At 58.8% G+C, this 17,683-nt stretch carries 13 protein-coding genes; 12 read left to right on the top strand and 1 reads right to left on the bottom strand.

Features of this window, described 5'->3' with window-relative positions; genetic code table 11:
* Window positions 1-2: 2 nt before the first annotated feature.
* Window positions 3-1,376: a hypothetical protein gene (locus ACQE3E_RS18715; protein ID WP_313730739.1), complete on the bottom strand. Its 1,374-nt coding sequence runs from the start codon at window positions 1,374-1,376 to the stop codon at window positions 3-5.
* 213 nt (window positions 1,377-1,589) lie between these two features.
* On the opposite strand from ACQE3E_RS18715, the gene ACQE3E_RS18710 reads away from it, so the two are divergent.
* The 12 genes from ACQE3E_RS18710 (at window position 1,590) to ACQE3E_RS18655 (ending at window position 17,568) form a co-directional block, all read left to right on the top strand.
* A complete protein-coding gene (locus ACQE3E_RS18710; RefSeq protein WP_082885634.1) occupies window positions 1,590-1,958 on the top strand; it encodes a hypothetical protein in 369 nt (122 codons plus the stop codon).
* A gap of 128 nt (window positions 1,959-2,086) precedes the next feature.
* Window positions 2,087-2,530 carry an SRPBCC family protein gene (locus tag ACQE3E_RS18705; RefSeq protein ID WP_313730741.1) on the top strand — a complete coding sequence of 148 codons (444 nt, stop codon included), beginning with the start codon at window positions 2,087-2,089 and terminating at the stop codon, window positions 2,528-2,530.
* 60 nt (window positions 2,531-2,590) lie between these two features.
* Complete coding sequence (locus tag ACQE3E_RS18700) at window positions 2,591-3,121, top strand: hypothetical protein (protein WP_064030679.1); 531 nt, start codon at window positions 2,591-2,593, stop codon at window positions 3,119-3,121.
* A gap of 332 nt (window positions 3,122-3,453) precedes the next feature.
* Window positions 3,454-7,089, top strand: coding sequence for a pyruvate:ferredoxin (flavodoxin) oxidoreductase (nifJ, locus tag ACQE3E_RS18695; protein ID WP_427500942.1), 3,636 nt, complete (start codon window positions 3,454-3,456; stop codon window positions 7,087-7,089).
* Complete coding sequence (locus ACQE3E_RS18690; protein ID WP_064030677.1) at window positions 7,082-8,095, top strand: dihydroorotate dehydrogenase-like protein; 1,014 nt, start codon at window positions 7,082-7,084, stop codon at window positions 8,093-8,095. The genes nifJ and ACQE3E_RS18690 overlap by 8 nt, the downstream gene beginning before the upstream one ends.
* 7 nt (window positions 8,096-8,102) lie before the next feature.
* Window positions 8,103-8,465: a DUF4186 domain-containing protein gene (locus ACQE3E_RS18685; protein ID WP_168032641.1), complete on the top strand. Its 363-nt coding sequence runs from the start codon at window positions 8,103-8,105 to the stop codon at window positions 8,463-8,465.
* 111 nt (window positions 8,466-8,576) lie between these two features.
* On the top strand, window positions 8,577-12,671 hold the full coding sequence (locus ACQE3E_RS18680) for a response regulator (protein WP_313730744.1): 4,095 nt from the start codon (window positions 8,577-8,579) through the stop codon (window positions 12,669-12,671).
* Between the two features lie 4 nt (window positions 12,672-12,675).
* Entirely contained in the window at window positions 12,676-13,803 is a 1,128-nt protein-coding gene (locus ACQE3E_RS18675) for a response regulator (protein ID WP_313730745.1), read from the top strand.
* Window positions 13,804-13,993: 190 nt separating this feature from the next.
* Window positions 13,994-15,487 carry a nitrogenase cofactor biosynthesis protein NifB gene (gene nifB / locus ACQE3E_RS18670; protein ID WP_064030673.1) on the top strand — a complete coding sequence of 498 codons (1,494 nt, stop codon included), beginning with the start codon at window positions 13,994-13,996 and terminating at the stop codon, window positions 15,485-15,487.
* Between the two features lie 91 nt (window positions 15,488-15,578).
* Window positions 15,579-15,863 (top strand): 4Fe-4S dicluster domain-containing protein, encoded by a 285-nt coding sequence (locus tag ACQE3E_RS18665; RefSeq protein ID WP_064030672.1) that lies wholly within the window; start codon window positions 15,579-15,581, stop codon window positions 15,861-15,863.
* 5 nt (window positions 15,864-15,868) lie between these two features.
* Window positions 15,869-16,291, top strand: coding sequence for an ArsC/Spx/MgsR family protein (locus ACQE3E_RS18660; RefSeq protein WP_427500941.1), 423 nt, complete (start codon window positions 15,869-15,871; stop codon window positions 16,289-16,291).
* A complete protein-coding gene (locus ACQE3E_RS18655; RefSeq protein ID WP_064030735.1) occupies window positions 16,288-17,568 on the top strand; it encodes an FprA family A-type flavoprotein in 1,281 nt (426 codons plus the stop codon). Before ACQE3E_RS18660 ends, ACQE3E_RS18655 begins: the two co-directional genes overlap by 4 nt.
* Window positions 17,569-17,683: the final 115 nt, after the last annotated feature.

Here is a 17,683-nt window from a genome sequence, read left to right as displayed (position 1 = left end):
TCTCATTCGGCAATCGCCACGACTTGCGCGAAGCCGCCGCCGGGGGTCCGGAAGTTGGTGGTTTGGCCTTGATAGAGCCGGGCACAGACCAATTGAGTTTCGCCCCGATACACGTAGTGGCGCAAATCCAGTTTCAAATCGCCGCTGTCCAGGCGGCGTTCGCTGGGTAGGACGATCGACTGGGCAACGTAATCGTTTTGCAGAATGTCCTCGAACACCCGTTTGGTCAGTTTATCCCCCCGATATGCCGCTTTGCTACCGTAGCCGCGGGCGGGCTTGAAGAATAGCCGTTTGCGTTCCGCCCACAAGGCAGCGGCGTTTTCCGATGCGACGGCTATGGTTTTGGCGACGCCTTCGCGCAATACGGCCCGGGTTTGACTATCCACGCCCAGGGTTCGTAAATAATCGTCGTCGCTCAGCAAGATCAGATTGCGCTTGTCGGCGTATAAGGCGTGGTTTCTCGGGTGAGGTGTGACCACGGCGGCGCCGGCCAGGTATGTCGCGCGTAATGCCGCATGTTGGGGTTCGTCCAGGCCGAAATCGGTCAAGCGGTTGTAGATCAGGTCGATTCGTGTTTGCTGGTGCCAGACGCCGCCGTCCCGATATTCCAGAGCACTGGGGTCGAGAATCCAGGCTTGCAAACCGTGCGCTTCGAACAGTTGTTTGAACAGCAAAAACTCCGGATACAAGTATTGTTGTTCGGGTTGCTCGTCGACGATGGCGATGGTCCGCAGCGCTTGAATCCCGCGTTCCGCGCGCCACTCGCTGAGAAACATCTCGACGAAGGCCGCTTCCGGCGCGGGCGGAGTTATGGGCGGGCGGCCCGGTTGCCGATGGTCGGCGACTTCGCAGCAAGTGTCCTGGGCGCGGATCAGCAGGGCATTGATCAGCGCACCGCCGGCGTTGCTATTGATCTCGATCAAACGTGGGCCATCGGTGCCTAGATGGAAGTCGTAACCCAGAAATACACCGGTAGCTTGGGTTTGGTGAGCGGCACTCAGCGGCGCGCGGCTCAATACCTGTTCCCGAAACGCCGGTAATGCGATTACCCGTTCCAGTGCGGCAATGATTTCCGCTTGCCGATCCAGATCCGATTGACTGACGAATACCGGTACGTCGGCGCACAAATGCGGCCGCTCCTCGGTCAGCATGCGGTACAGTGCATCGCCGTTCATCGAGTCCGCTAGTGATTTGCGCAAGGCCTTACGGTTTAACGAAGCGCAGCGGCAGGAGCCGTTCAATTGTTCGGCGCGAAAGGGAATAGTGGCGATAGGCGAAAGCGGCATGGGCATGGGCATCGGTATTCCGTGGTGGAAGGCGGTTTCGGATTCTGGAAGTTCGGCGTTTTCCGCCGGCATTTCGCTTGGACTGTTCATTGACGGATTATTTCCGCGGGCGCAAAGTTCGAGCCGCGACGATAGCGCGGGTCGAGCCGAACCGAACGCCGGTTAAGGAAATTTGACCGGCCGCCAAAAGTCGCGGAAGATTAGAGAATAGCGATATGTCGGTCAAGCAGCATTTGCGTTTTCAGGCATGCCTTCTGTTGGGGCGTTAGGACGGTTTCGATCAATTTGTACTGGAGTCGCGGGATGAAACAGAAAAAACCACTGGAAGCAGGCGCGGAAATGCCGCAAAAGAAAATCCGTAAACCTAAGTCGGCGAGGATGGCGCCGCCGACCAACGGCGAAATACTGGTTAAAGGTGTGGTGATGGGCATTGTGATTTCCGGCATCAGCCATGCCAGTCGGAGTATCGCCAAAGCTTTTGTCAGGCGCCCGCTGGGCTTGTTCGTGGCAGGCATTGCCAGCGGCTATTTCGCGCACAAATACCGCAAGGAATTACTGACCGTCAGTGGCCGCACCGCCGTGGAGAGTAGAAATTTCATTTTGCGACAAAAAGAGAATTTGGGCGATCTGATTGCCGAAATTCGCGATCCGGACCGCGACGGCGACCGTTAAAGCGATACTTGCGCCGGTTTATACTGGCGTTTGACCTTTTTCGCGGTAGATTGGCGTTTAGTCCAACCGGATATAGAACTCACTACGTCATGGTTATTCATCGCCTTCACCGATCTCAGCATCTGAATGTGGCTCCCGAACAGGCTTGGCGTTTTTTCTCGTCGCCTCAGCATCTCAACGCGATTACCCCGGATTTTTTTCACGTCGATATTGCCTCGCCGGTGCCCGAGGAAATTTATCCTGGTTTACTGATTGCATACCGAATGCGCGCGGTTTTCGGATGGCCGATGGCTTGGTTGTCCGAAGTGTGCTATTGCGAACCGCCGCGACGTTTTGTCTATCAGCAGCGCGTCGGTCCTTTCGCTTTCTTTAGCCACGAAGTAGTCGTGACGCCTTGCCGAAGCGGAGTAGAAGTGGCGGACATCGTGTTTTACTCGATGCGCTGGGGCTGGATGGGTGAATTGTTGCATTACTGCCTGATCGGAATGCGATTACAGCGGATTTTCCAGTGGCGGGCCGAGGTGTTGCAAGCGCGTTGGCCGTTGCCGGCCGTTACTCTTTCAGAAGATTGACTTTTTCCCGCGACAAGCATTAAATCGAATCCTCTCGAATTCATTGCGGAGGCGAGCGACATGGTTGAATCAGACAGTTATCCGTTACAGGCCGGCAATCGAGTCGCCGGTATAGTCGAGCATCTGGACCGCGACGTCGAACGCGGCGAGGATCTGGTGATGTTGGGATATGGTCTCGTGCTGCTGGCGCCGATATTCGCGCCGTTGCTACCGCCGAAAATTCTGTTACCGTTGATGGCCCTGGTGTTTGCGGTGTCGGCAACGGTTGCGCGATGGCATTTTGCCAAAATGGCTAAAAAACTGGCGGTGTCCTCGGCCGGACTGGAGCAACGCGAACTGTGTCAATTGCAGCCGATTGCCGAGGTGTTTGCCGAGCACCCCAGGCAAACCTTGGCGGTGGCGTTCAATCCGTTACGGAATCTGTCGAGGACCGCTAAAAGCGTGCTCGGCGGCATGCTGGTCAACCCGTTCTGGGGACCGATTTTCTACATGTTGGGCTTGCAGTTTGTCGAGGACCGGCATTTTTATCTACTTAACCGTGCCGTTCTCGGCATCGAGCAGAAATTGGGGCGGATACCGATTCGCGATTGAATTCCTTATGGCCGCCACTTTCAGGCTATTGTCCTAAAGTACGGTTATGCACAAAAGCTGTGGATAAGTTTGTGATTAAGCGGTTGCCAATCGCCGCCATTCGCCGTTGCCATTAGGCTGTCATCAAATTGACCAAATTTTGCGCAAGCATTTTTTGACTATGCTTAGTAGGGTTAATCACGGCGTCGAAAACTTTACCGGTCGGAGAGCCTCGCGCAGCCGCTAAAGTTTGCTACGCCCGACCCAGTCCGCCGGCGAATCGGAGAGGGACGCCAGCGAATTCAGAGGCTGCCGCCGGGCGGCGCCATTCACCTTAGCATCAAGGTTGTGTCATGGAAAATCCTCGAACGCTTACGATAGACGGAAATCAGGCCGCGGCGACTATCGCCCACAAACTCAACGAAGTCATCGCCATATATCCGATTACGCCGTCCTCGGCGATGGGCGAATGGGCCGACGAGTGGTCGGCGCGCGGTCAGGTCAATTTATGGGGTACGGTGCCGCGCGTCATCGAGATGCAGAGCGAGGCCGGCGCCGCCGGCGCGATACACGGCGCTTTGCAGGCCGGTACGCTGGCGACGACGTTTACCGCGTCGCAAGGCCTGTTGCTGATGCTGCCGAACATGTACAAAATTGCCGGCGAACTGAGTCCGGCGGTGTTTCACATCGCCGCCCGCTCGTTGGCTTGCCAGGGCTTGTCGATCTTCGGCGACCATAGCGACGTGATGTCGGCGCGGATGACCGGTTTCGCGATGCTGTGCTCCAACTCACCCCAGGAAGTCCAGGATTTGGCATTGATCGCTCACGCGGTCTCGTTGGAAAGCCGAATTCCGTTCATGCATTTCTTCGACGGCTTCCGCACTTCGCACGAGGTGGCGAAGATCGTCGAAGTCGGCGACGACGTGATTCGGGCGATGATAGACGACGCCTGGGTTGCCGCGCATCGTAACCGGGCGCTGACGCCGGATCGGCCGGTACTGCGCGGCACCGCGCAAAATCCCGACGTGTATTTTCAAGGCCGCGAATCGGTCAATCCGTTTTACGCGGCGCTACCGGAGATCGCCCAGCGGGCGATGGATCGGTTCGCCGGTTTGACTGGCCGCCAATACCGCTTGTTCGATTACGTCGGCTCGGCGCAAGCCGAGCGGGTGATCGTGCTGCTGGGTTCCGGGGCCGAGGCGGCCGAGGAAACCCTGGATTTTCTGAACCGGCAAGGCGAACAGGTCGGCTTGCTGAAAGTGCGCCTGTACCGGCCGTTTGCCGCCGATAGGCTGATCGCAGCCTTACCGGCCAGTTGCCGCAGAATCGCGGTGCTGGATCGGACTAAGGAGCCGGGCAGCGACGGCGAGCCCTTGTACAAAGACGTGCTGGCGGCGCTGGTTCAGGATTTTGCCGCCAGCGGCAAATTCGCCGCTTTGCCGCGAGTGGTCGGCGGTCGTTACGGCTTGTCCTCCAAGGAATTCACGCCGGGCATGGTCAAGACGGTCTACGACGAACTCAAGCGCGAAAGGCCCAAGCATCAATTTACCATCGGCATACTCGACGACGTCGGCCATACCAGTTTGGACTGGGACGCCGATTTTCGTACCGACGCCCATGCCGATACCTTTCAGGCGATGTTTTACGGCCTGGGCAGCGACGGCACCGTCAGCGCCAACAAAAATACGATCAAGATCATCGGCGAGGAAACCGATTGGCACGCCCAGGGTTATTTCGTGTACGACTCGAAAAAATCCGGCGCGATCACCGTGTCGCATTTGCGCTTCGGGCCCAAGCAAATTCGCTCGACGTATCTGATCGGCCGGGGCGACGCTCGCTTCATCGGTTGCCATCAAACCATCTTCCTGGAACGTTACGATATGTTGGCTAACGCCGCCGACAACGCGGTGTTTCTGTTGAATAGCGCCGAGCCGGCCGATCGCATCTGGCACAGCCTGCCGGCGACGATGCAGCGGCAGATGTTGGAAAAACGCATCCGCTTTTATGTGATCGACGCCTATGCGGTCGCCGAACAATGCGGCATGGGCAAGCGCATCAATACCATCATGCAAACCTGCTTTTTTGCGATTTCCGGGGTCTTGCCGCAACAGCAGGCGATCGCGGCGGTCAAGCATGCGGTCGAAAAAACCTACGGCAAGAAAGGTCAGCGTATCGTCGAACTCAACTTCAAGGCCATCGACGAAACCCTGTCCGGCCTGCACCAAGTGATGTTGCCGGGGCGGGTCGACAGTACCTTCGACTTGCAGGCGCCGGTCGCCGCCAACGCGCCGGATTTCGTGCGCCGGGTCACCGGCGAAATCATCGCCGGCCGCGGTGACGCGTTGCCGGTCAGCGCGATGCCGGCCGACGGCACCTTCCCGACCGGTACCGCCGCCTACGAAAAACGCAATCTGGCGCTGGCGATCCCGGTCTGGGAAACCGATTTATGTACCCAGTGCGGCAAGTGCCCTATGGTTTGCCCGCACGCGGCAATCCGCAGCAAAATCTTTCCGACCCCTGCGGTGGCCGACGCGCCGGCCACCTTCAAGCATGCGGCGATGCTGGGCAAGGACTTTCCGGCCGGCTTGTCGATCAGCTACCAAGTGGCGCCTGAGGATTGCACCGGTTGCGGCTTGTGCGTGGATATTTGCCCGATACGCGACAAATCCAACGCCAGCCGCAAGGCGCTGAACATGGCGCCGCAGGCCCCGCTGCGCGAGCCGGAAAGCCAAAACTGGGATTATTTTTTGGGTCTGCCGGAATACGACCGGCGCTTGATCAAGACCAGCACGATCAAGGGAGCGATGGTGCTGCAACCCTTGTTCGAATTTTCCGGTGCTTGCGTCGGTTGCGGCGAAACCCCTTATGTCAAATTGGCCTCGCAACTGTTCGGCGATCGGATGATCGTCGCCAATGCCACCGGTTGTTCGTCGATTTACGGCGGCAATCTGCCGACCACGCCTTGGACCAAAAACGCAGACGGCCGCGGTCCGGCCTGGAGCAACTCGCTGTTCGAGGATAACGCCGAGTTCGGCCTGGGAATGCGGGTGGCGATCGACAAGCAGGCCGAACAAGCCGCCGAGTTGTTGCTGAGTCTGCGCGAAGTGCTGGGCGGCGAATTGGTGGACGGACTGCTGCACGCCGACCAGTCCGACGAAGTCGGTGTCTACGAGCAGCGCCAGCGCATCGGCGAATTGAAGCAGCATTTGCCGTCCTTGAACCAACCGGCCGCCCGAGCCTTGCTGCCGCTGGCCGACTATTTATGCAAAAAAAGCGTGTGGATCATCGGCGGCGACGGCTGGGCCTACGACATCGGTTACGGCGGCTTGGATCACGTGTTGGCCAGCGGGCGCGACGTCAATATTTTGGTGCTGGATACCGAAGTCTATTCCAACACTGGCGGCCAGACGTCCAAGGCCACGCCGCTTGGCGCGGTCGCGAAGTTTTCGGCCGGCGGCAAGGCTACCGCGAAGAAAGACCTGGCGCTGTTGGCGATGGATTACGGCAACGTCTACGTCGCTCATGTGGCCTACGCCGGCAAGGATACCCAGACCATCAGCGCTTTTCTGGAGGCCGAGGCCCACGACGGGCCGTCCATCATCATCGCCTATGCGCCGTGTATCGCCCACGGCGTGGATATGTCCAACAACCACCGCCAGCAAAATCTGGCGGTCAAGAGCGGGCATTGGCCGCTGTTCCGCTTCGATCCGGCCAAGATCAAGCAAGGCAAGAATCCGATGCATCTGGATTCGGCCGAGCCTTCGATTCCGTATCGCGACTTCGTGATGAGCGAAACCCGCTTCAGCATGCTTTGGCAAACCCATCCCGACGATGCGGAAGCCTTCTTGCAACAGGCACAACAGGACGTGAAAAACCGCTACCGCTATTACCAACAATTGGCGGCGCTGGATTGGAGTCAGGCCGCCAGTGTGGCCGCCGCCAAGGCCCAGATCAAAGCCGACATTGCCCCGGAGAGCCAACATGGTTGATTTGACGACTGAATATCTGGGCCTGAAGTTGGCTCACCCGCTGGTGCCGTCGGCATCGCCGCTGGCCAAGGATCTGGACGGCGCCCGCCGCTTGCAGGATGCCGGCGCGTCGGCCATCGTGATGCCGTCGTTGTTCGAGGAAAAAATCGAAGCCGAGCAATTGCAGATGGAACGGTTTTACTACGGCCAAGCCCTAGGATATGGCGAAGCCGACAGCTTTCATCCGGTGCCGGATCAGATCAAAACCTATCAAGAGCGCTATCTCGAGCACTTGCATAAGTTGAAAGGCGAGTTAAGCATCCCGGTGATTGCCAGCCTGAACGGTACTTCGCTGGGCGGTTGGCTGGAATACGGGGTGGCGTTGCAACAGGCCGGGGCCGACGCGCTGGAACTGAATATCTACCATCTGGCGGCCAACGCCGAGGATGACAGCGAAGCGGTCGAGGAGCGTTATCTGCATATACTGCGGGAGCTGAAAAGCCAGATCGACATTCCGTTGACGCTGAAGCTATCGCCGCAATTCAGTTCGCCGCTGCATTTCGTGCGGCGGTTGGCGACGGCCGGCGCGGACGGCGTTGCGCTGTTCAACCGGTTTTACCAGTCGGATATCGATCTGGATACACTGCAAGTCGTGCCGAAACTGGAATTGTCCACGCCGGCCGAAGCCTTGCTGCGGATACGCTGGACCGCGTTAATGTACGGGCGAGTCAATTTGTCGCTGGCGGTAACGGGCGGCTTTCATCGCGGCGAGGATGTGGTCAAGGCCTTGCTGGCCGGCGCCGACGTCGTGCATTTGTGCAGTGTGTTGCTGGAGCACGGTGCCGACCGGCTGACCGATTTGCTTGACGAATTGCTGATCTGGCTACGCGAGCACGAATATACCTCGGTCGCGCAAATGAAGGGTAGCGTCAGTCAACAACATGCCATAGACCCAAGTGCCTACGAGCGCGCCAACTATGTGCAGGTGCTGGACAGTTATACGCCGGCCGTCGGCGTGCTGCGCTAGTTTTTGCGTGCGGGACCTGGACGAGTTGTTCGCGGCCTTGTCGAGGGCCAGATTCCGCGCCCAATTTCGCTTGCCGGACAAGGATTTGAAATACCTGCGCGACAAGGGCCTGGACACGGTGTTACGGCATGCCGACGATTTCGTCGCCAAGCGTCTGGCCGCCGCCGAACCGGTCAACGACGGCAAGCAAACCCCGTATCGGGGCCACCCGGTTTTCGTCGCTCAGCACGCCACCGCCTGTTGTTGCCGAACATGCCTGGAAAAATGGCATCGCATTCCGCGCGGCAGAGTTTTGACCGAGCTTGAACGCGCTTATATTCGCGAGGTGCTGGGCCGCTGGTTGTCGGGATATCTGTTCGGTCCGTCTTAAGCGGGGGCGAACCGCTAGCCATCCGCTGAAACCGCGCGTTATCGACTAAACTGACGGGGTGTGGCCGGCCGGCCTACTTTGAACGGCGGAGGGCATTGGCCCGGAGACGCGATGCTCGAACATTTCTTCCTGGAACCCAGCGACTTATCTTACGGCTTGATGCATGGGCACTTAGATCTTGCGATGGTCGCGTGTTCGGTGCTGATCGCGGTGTTCGCGTCGTTTTGCGCATTGGAAACCATGGCGCGCCAGTCTCACGGTCGGCGTCGAATTTGGTTATTGGCCGGAGCGTTGATGTTGGGTGGTGGCGTCTGGGCCATGCACTTTATCGGGATGTTGGCGTTTCGTTTGGAAGTGCCGGTCGGCTACGACCCCTGGTTGACCTTGCTTTCGTTAGTGCCTGGGATCGTCGCGGCGGGGGCGGCGTTGCGCACGTTGGCGGATAGCGGCGATTCGGCGACGGGAAAAATCCTCGGCGGCGCGATTTTGGCGGCCGGGATCGGCGTGATGCACTTCACCGGCATGGCGGCCGTCCGATTGGATGGCGCCTTGCGCTACGACCGTAGCTTGTTCGTGGCCTCGTTGCTGGTCGCCGTGTTGCTGGCGATTACCGCGATGTTGTTAAAGCCCTGGCTGAGCCGGCAGCGCCGGGCGGGGTCGCGCGCGAATTGGCTGCCGTCCCTGCTAGGCGGAGTCTGCCTGGGCGGCGCGATTTCCGGTATGCATTACGTGGCGATGGCCGCGGCCAATTTTGTCCGGCGGCCGGCGCAAACCTTGGCGGAATCGGCTGTGACGGTGGACTCGGCCGGCATGGCGATTGGGGTTGCGGTCGTTGTCACGCTCTTGATCGTCGGCGGCGCGACCGTGACTTTTCTGATCGGGCGAATTACCTCGGAACGCTGTCGAATTCAGGCAATTTTGGCATCGACCAGCCAGGGCTTGTTGATGCTGGATCGGGCTGGGGTCGTCACCGGCACCAATCCGGCTATGTTGAGCATGCTTGGTCTCACCGACCCCGAGGTCGTGGGTCGTTCGTTTCGGGATTGGATTGCTTCAGGCGACGCCGACGTGCTACGCGGCGGTTACCGGGGCGAGGTCGGCTTGCGGCGCGCCGATGGTTCAATATTGCCTTGTCTGGCATACGGCAACGATGTCATCGATGAACGCGGCGGCTTGTGGTACCGGTTTGTGTTATTCAGCGATATTTCCGAGCGTAAGCGGCACGAAGCCGATATTCGCGCCAATCAGCAGCGCTTGCTGGACATTCTGGATTTCAGCCCGATCGCAGTGCGGATCGCGACTCGACAGGGTCGGGAAGTGGTGTTTTACAACCAGCGCTACGGGGAGGTTATCGACAATGTCGACGCGACCGGCGACGATCCCGGTCGCTACTACACCCGCCCGGAGGAGTACCGGGAAATCTTGGCGGAATTGGCCGAAGGCCGGTGCGTGATGGACAGGCAGGTCGAAATCCGTACCCGCAATGGCCGCACCTTGTGGATGTTGGCGTCTTATATGCCGATCGTGTATCGGGACGAAGAGGCCGTGCTGGGCTGGTTCTACGACATTACCGAGCGCATCGAAGCACAGTGCCAGTTGACCCGGCAGTTGCAAGTGCAACGCGACATCGAAGAGTCGTTGCGAATTGCCAACGCCGAACAGCGGGCGATTTTCGACTCGGCGTCGTCCGGCATTGCGCTGCTGCGCGTCGAGATCGTTTTGCGCTGCAATCGGCAACTGGAAAGCATCTTCGGCTACTCGCCGGGCGAATTGGACGGCCGCTCGACCCATTTGTGGTATGCCGACGACGAGTCTGACCGGATCGGCGGCGAGGCTGCCGACCGAGACATGCTGAACGGTGGCAGCTATAGGCGCGAGCAACAACTGCTGCGCCGCGACGGCAGTCTGTTCTGGGCGCGGGTGACGGCGCGGGCGCTGGACGGCGTCGATCCCGCCAACGGCGTTGTCGCTTTGGTGGATGACATCGGCATCGAACGCGAAGCGGCGGAGGCCTTGCGCAAAGCCAAGGAGCTGGCTGAAGACGGGGCCAAAATGAAGGCGGATTTCTTGGCGAATATGAGCCACGAAATTCGCACGCCGATGAATGCGATCATCGGTTTGAGTCATTTGGCCTTGAAAACCGAACTTAGCAGCCAACAACGCGACTACTTACAGCGCATCCAGGCATCCAGCCACCATTTGCTTGGCATCATCAACGACATCCTGGATTTCTCTAAGATCGAGGCCGGCAAATTAGCGGTCGAAAATATCGAGTTCGATCTGGAGAGGATGCTGGACACCGTGACCGGCCTGGTGCGGGGTAAGGCCGACGAAAAAGGCTTGGAGCTGATCTGCGACGTGGCGGAAGATGTGCCGATGGTGTTGATCGGCGATCCGCTACGCTTGGGGCAGGTGTTGATCAATTTCGGTTCCAATGCGGTGAAATTTACCGAACACGGCGAAGTCTCCGTCGTGATACGCAAGGACCGGGATAGCGGGCGGGAAGTCAAGCTGCGCTTCGCGGTGCGGGATACCGGTATTGGTCTATCAGGTGAGCAAATTCACGCGCTGTTTCAACCGTTTCGGCAAGGCGATAGTTCGACGACGCGCAAATACGGCGGTACCGGCCTCGGATTGGCGATCTGTAAAAAACTGATCGAATTGATGGGCGGCGAAGTCGGCGTGGACTCGGAGCCGGGCCGAGGCGCGGAATTCTGGTTTACGGTGTGGTTGGGCAAGGGCAAGGAGCGATCCAAGCCGCTGGCCCGGCCGGATTTGCGCGGGAAGCGTTTGCTGGTCGTGGACGACAACGAAAACGCCCGCTCGGTGCTGGTGTCGTTGCTGACCGGCATGTTATTTTCGGCGGATCAGGCCGATTCGGCGGAAACCGCTGTCGCCGCGATCCGCGAGGCGATCAAGGTCGACCGACCGTATGAACTGATTTTCGTGGATTGGCAGATGCCGAAGACCGACGGCATCGCGTTAGCCGGTAACATTCTCGGCATGGGCCTGACTCCGCGCCCCAAGTTGATCCTGGTGACGGCCTACGATCGTCAGGAAGTGTTGGCGGGGGCGAGCGTGGCCGGCATCGACGAAGTACTGATCAAGCCGGTCAACGCTTCATCCCTGTTCGACAGCGTGATTCGAGCGCTGGCTGGCGGTCCCGCGCCGCAATTGGTTTCTGAGTCGATGCCGTTGCCGACTGCGGATTGCGCGGGGCGACTGTTGCTGGTCGAAGACAACGAAATGAATCAGCAGATTGCCCGCGAGTTGTTGCAGAGCTGGGGCTACCGGGTGGATGTGGCCGGCGACGGCGCGGAAGCGCTGACCAAATTGCAAGGCGACAGTTACGACGCGGTGCTGATGGACATGCAAATGCCGATCATGAACGGCGTCGAGGCCACTCGCGAGATTCGCAAAATCCCGGAATTGGTGGATTTGCCGGTGTTGGCGATGACCGCCAACGCGATGTCGCAAGACCGCGACGAGTGCCTGGCGGCGGGGATGAACGACCACATTGCCAAACCGATCGAGCCGGACGATTTACTGGCCTTGTTACAACGTTGGCTGGTGCGGCCGCCGAGAAGGCCGCCTGAGCCGACGGCGCGCTCGCCGGTGCCGGAAAACGTGCCTGGCTTGGATAGCGCGGCCGGCTTGCGGCGCATGTTGGGAGAAACCGACTTCTATTTGGCCATGCTGAAAAAATTCGTCGAAGGTCAGGCCGACGCCGCCGAGGCGATCGGCGCGGCCTTGACCGGCGGCGATCGCGAGACCGCGCGGCGCCGGGCGCATACCTTAAAAGGCTTGGCCGGCAACATCGGTGCATTGCCGGTCGCGGAACTGGCGGAGCAATTGGAATCCCGTTTGCGCGGCGGCGAGGCGCTGGACGCATTCGCTCCGCTGTTGGCCGCTATCGGCGATCAACTCCAGGTGCTGTCGGCGGGTTTGCAACCCTGGTTGCCGGAAGAGGCGGCGGTGGAGGCGCCGCCGCCGCCCGCCGCGGGCGAATTTCAGACTGCGTTAAACCGGCTGAAGGCGCTGCTCGGCGACGACGATGCCGAGTCCGGCGATTATCTGGCGGCAAATGCCCAGCTGTTTGCCGGCGCGTTTCCGCATCGGTATGCCGAACTGCGCAAAGCTGTCGACAACTTCGAGTTTGCCAAAGCCTTGGCACTATTGAACGAAACCGACGCGGAAACGGAGTAGCGCCATGCGATCCAACGAACGATTGATACGCCCAACCGTGCTGGTAGTCGACGATACGCCGGACAATCTGGTGTTGATCAGTGGCTTGTTAAAGCCTTATTACCGGGTCAAGGTGGCGGGCAGCGGTCCGCACGGTTTAAGGATCGCCGCCGGCGACGGGCCGCCCGACCTGATCTTGCTGGACGTAATGATGCCGGAAATGGACGGATATGAAGTGTGCCGGCTGTTGAAGGCCGACGTTCGCACCGCCCAAATTCCGGTGATCTTTCTTACCGCGAAGACCGAGCAAGAAGCCGAACGATACGGCTTGGAACTGGGCGCGGTCGATTACATCGCCAAGCCGGTCAGCCCGCCTATCGTGTTGGCCAGGGTCAAGAACCATTTGGCTCTGAAGGCGGCCGCCGATTTTCTGCGCGATCAAAACGCCTTTCTGGAGAACGAAATACGGCGGCGTATCGCGGAAGTACTGGCCATTCAGGATGCCACGATACACGTCGTTACCGCGTTGGCGGAAACCCGCGATCCGGAAACCGGCAATCATATTCGGCGCACCCAGTTTTATGTGAAGGCGCTGGCCGAGGCACTGCTCAGCCAGCCGCGTTTTGCCGGGCGCTTGAACGAAGCCGATGTGGCGATTTTTTGCAAATCGGCGCCGCTGCACGACATCGGCAAGGTCGGCATTCCGGATCGGATTTTGCTGAAGCGCGGCCGGCTAACCCCGGATGAGTTCGAGATCATGAAAACCCATCCGGCGCTCGGTCGCGAGGCCATCGAACGCGCCGAACGACAATTGGGTATGCGGGTCGGCTTTTTGGACGCGGCCAAACAGATCGCCTACGGTCATCACGAAAAATGGGACGGTTCCGGTTATCCCCACGGCTTGTCCGGCGACGCCATTCCGATACCGGCTCGGATGATGGCCATCGCCGATGTTTACGACGCGTTAATCAGCCGGCGCGTCTACAAACCGCCGATGTCCCACGAATCGGCGTTGGCGACGATGCGCGAGCAGCATGTCGGTCATTTCGATCCGGACATGCTGGCCGAGTTTTTTCGGATAGAAGCCCAAATTCGGGAGATCGCCGAATGCTATGCGGACACCGATCAAGGTCCAGCCACAAATCCCCTTTGAAAATCAATGTAAAAATTCTTACAAATGGATTCCGGGGTTTGTGTCGTTGCAAACATTGCGCCGACCCTTTCCAAGGGCAAATCGGGATTGTCGAAAAAAAGTTATTTAAAGTCATAGGTTTATAGATATTTTAGAACTGGCATAGCCTGTGCTACCTCACTTCGTAACCCATCCAAGCGAGGTACTCATCATGGAATTGCCAGTATTAAACGAAACTCCCGCAGCCAGCGCAGGCGGCTGTTCTTCCCACTCTTGCGGTACGTCCGATGACCAATTAGGGCATTTGTCGGACGAGATTCGCTCCAAGGTGGAAAACCATCCGTGTTACTCGGAAGACGCTCACCACTACTTTGCCCGCATGCACGTGGCGGTGGCGCCGGCCTGTAACATCCAGTGCCATTACTGCAACCGCAAATACGATTGCTCTAACGAATCACGTCCCGGCGTGGTTTCGGAATTGCTGACCCCGGAACAGGCGGTGAAGAAAACCATGGCGGTCGCGGCCAATATCCCGCAAATGACCGTGCTGGGCATCGCCGGCCCCGGCGACCCGCTGGCCAATCCGGAACGGACTTTCGAAACCTTCCGCCGCCTCAGTGCCGAAGCGCCGGATATCAAGCTGTGCGTTTCGACCAATGGTCTGGCCTTGCCGGAATCGGTCGAGGAATTGTCCAAACACAATATCGACCACGTCACGATCACGATCAACTGCGTGGATCCGGAAATCGGCGCGCAAATCTATCCGTGGATTTTCTGGGAAAACAAACGGATCAAAGGTGTGAAAGGCGCGAAGATTTTGATCGAGCAGCAACAAAAAGGCCTGGAAATGCTGACCGCCAGAGGCATTCTGGTCAAGGTCAACTCGGTGATGATTCCCGGCGTCAACGACAAGCATTTGGCTGAAGTCAGCAAAATCGTCAAAGCCAAGGGCGCTTTCCTGCACAACGTGATGCCGCTGATCGCCGAAGCCGAGCACGGCACCTTCTACGGCGTGATGGGCCAACGCGGTCCGACCCAAGACGAACTGATGGACCTGCAGGATTCTTGCTCCGGCGACATGAACATGATGCGCCACTGCCGGCAATGCCGGGCCGACGCGGTCGGTCTGTTGGGCGAAGACCGCGGCGACGAGTTCACGATGGACAAAATCGAGGCGATGGAAATCGATTACCAGTCCGCGATGGAAAAACGCAAGGTCATCCACGAAGCGATTGCCGAGGAAATGCACAGCAAACGTGCCGCCAAAGCCGAAAAAGCCGCCAGCCATGCCGACGAGCCCAAGCTGAACACCCGCCCGGTATTGATGGCCATCGCCACCAGCGGCCAAGGCGTGATCAACCAGCACTTCGGCCATGCCAAAGAGTTCTTGATCTACGAAGCGTCTCCTGACGGGGTGCGTTTCATGAGCCACCGCAAAACCGATCTGTATTGCAGCGGCGACGAGACTTGCGGCGACGGCGAAAGCGTATTGCAGCGCACGATCCGGGCGCTGGAAGGTTGCGAAGTGGTGCTGTGTTCGAAAATCGGTTACGAGCCTTGGGACATGCTGGAGCAAGCCGGCATCGTGCCTAACGGCGAGCACGCGATGGAGCCGATCGAGGATGCGGTGATGGCGGTGTACAAGGAATTGGCCGCCGCGGGCAAGTTGGACGAGGTGAAAGACGACCAACGCGCAACCGCGTAACTACGGACCGGATTTACGCCGCGTACGCAAGCAAGGCTTGCGTACGCGGGTAACCCGCCCATTCAGCACACATTCGCCAAGAGGTGACGTCATGGCATTGAAAATTATTGAAACCTGCGTGAACTGCTACGCCTGCGAGCCTTTGTGCCCCAGCAAGGCAATTTATATGTCGGAATCGGCCGGGCATTTTAAAATCAACCCGCGCAAATGCACCGAGTGCGAGGGCGATTACAAAGATACCCAGTGCGCCAGCATTTGCCCGATCGAAGGCGCGATACTCGACGCGCAAGGCATCGCAATCAACCCACCCGGTTCGCTGACCGGTATCCCGCCGGAGCGCATGGCGGAAGCGATGGCGGAACTGCAAGCCCATTGACGGCGATGGCCATCGTCCATTTCTACGAGAAACCGGGTTGTTTGAACAACACCCGGCAGAAGCAGTTGCTTAACGCGGCCGGCCACGTGTTGGTCGTGCATGATTTGTTGCAGCATCCATGGGCCAAACAACCCGACCTGTTGAGGGCGTTTTTTGGCGAAATGCCGGTTGCCGAATGGTTTAACCGTAGTGCGCCAGCCGTCAAGCAAGGCTTGATCGATCCGGATAGTTTGGATGAAGGACAGGCGATCGCGTTGATGGTAGGGCAGCCTTTGCTGATCCGCCGGCCGCTGATGGAAGTCGACGGCACTCGAGTTTGCGGCTTCGACGAAGCCCAGGTCGATCGCTGGCTAGGTTTGAAAATACCGTCCGGCAAGGATCTGGAGACGTGTCCTAGGCAGACCCACGCCGAGGCGTGCAAGCCATGAACACCCTAAAGCTGGAAAACGATGACGGCGTTCCGGTAGCGGTGTCGTTGTCGGAGCGGGTGCATTGGATAGGCGCTTTCGATCCCAATCTGCGTACCTTCGACATCATTCTGAAGACGGCCAACGGTACCAGTTACAACGCCTACATCATTCGCGGCAGCGAAGGTGTTGCGGTCATCGATACCGTGAAGGAAGGTTTTGCCGGCGATTTTTTCGCTCGACTGGAAAGCGTGGCCGATTATTCGGAAATCAAGGTCATCGTTCTGAATCATCTGGAACCGGATCACACTGGCGCTCTGCCGGAATTGATGCGGCGGGCGCCGCAAGCGCAGTTGTTCATCTCGCAAAAAGCGCAATCGATGTTGAAGGGGTTGCTGAAACAGAACGAGTTGAGCTTTACGCCGGTGTTGACCGGCGATTCGGTCTCGCTCGGCGACCGTAGTCTGGAGTTTTTGCACACACCTTACCTGCACTGGCCGGATACTCAGTGCACCTACGCGCCCGAGGAAGCTATCTTGTTTTCCGGCGACGTATTCGGTTGCCATTTTTGCGACAAGCGTTTGTACAACGATTGCGTCGGCGATTTTCGGTTCTCGTTCGAGTATTACTACGCGCACATCATGCGGCCGTTCAAGGAATACGTGGTACGCGCGCTGGAGCTGATCGAGCCGTTGCCGCTGACGCTGATCGCTCCCACGCACGGCCCGATTTTGCGCGACCGGCCGCAGCATTACATCCAGCGCTACCGGCAGTTGTCCAGCCCGGCCCTACATAACGAGCTCAGCCCCAATCAGAAGACTCTGCTGATTTTCTACATCAGTTCCTATGGGAATACCCGGCGCATGGCGGAAGCGATTTACCAAGGCGCGATGCAGGTCGAGGACGTGCGGGTATCGCTGTACGACCTGGAGGGCGGAGAAGTGGCGCCTTTCGTCGATTTGATCGAAGAAGCCGACGGCTTGGTGCTGGGTACGCCGACGATCAACGGCGACGCGGTCAAGCCGATTTGGGATTTGTTGTCCTCGCTGACCGTGGTCAATCTAAAAAACAAGTTGGGCGGGGTGTTTGGCTCCTACGGCTGGACCGGCGAAGGCGTGCGTCTGGTCGAGGACCGTCTGCGCGGCTTGAAATTGCGGGTACCGATTCCCGGTCTGCGGGTGAAACTGATCCCAACCGACGACGAAATTTTGGAATGCAAAGCCTTTGGCTTGGAACTGGCGCAGGAGTTGACCGGCGCCCGAGCCAACCGCACCGTGAATTTCGCCGATTTGGCCTGAAACAACATCGACGCGCGCCGCGCGGACAGGACCGTGTGAGTCTTGCCACCGATTGTCCCGCTTGTTGAGCAGCACAAGCGGTTTACCGAGTATTCGGCCGGAGCCCCTGGGTTTC

It is taken from the genome of Methylomonas sp. MED-D (assembly GCF_050276835.1).
Classification (GTDB): Bacteria; Pseudomonadota; Gammaproteobacteria; order Methylococcales; family Methylomonadaceae; genus Methylomonas; species Methylomonas koyamae_A.
This window is presented reverse-complemented; position numbering and strand designations above follow the sequence as displayed.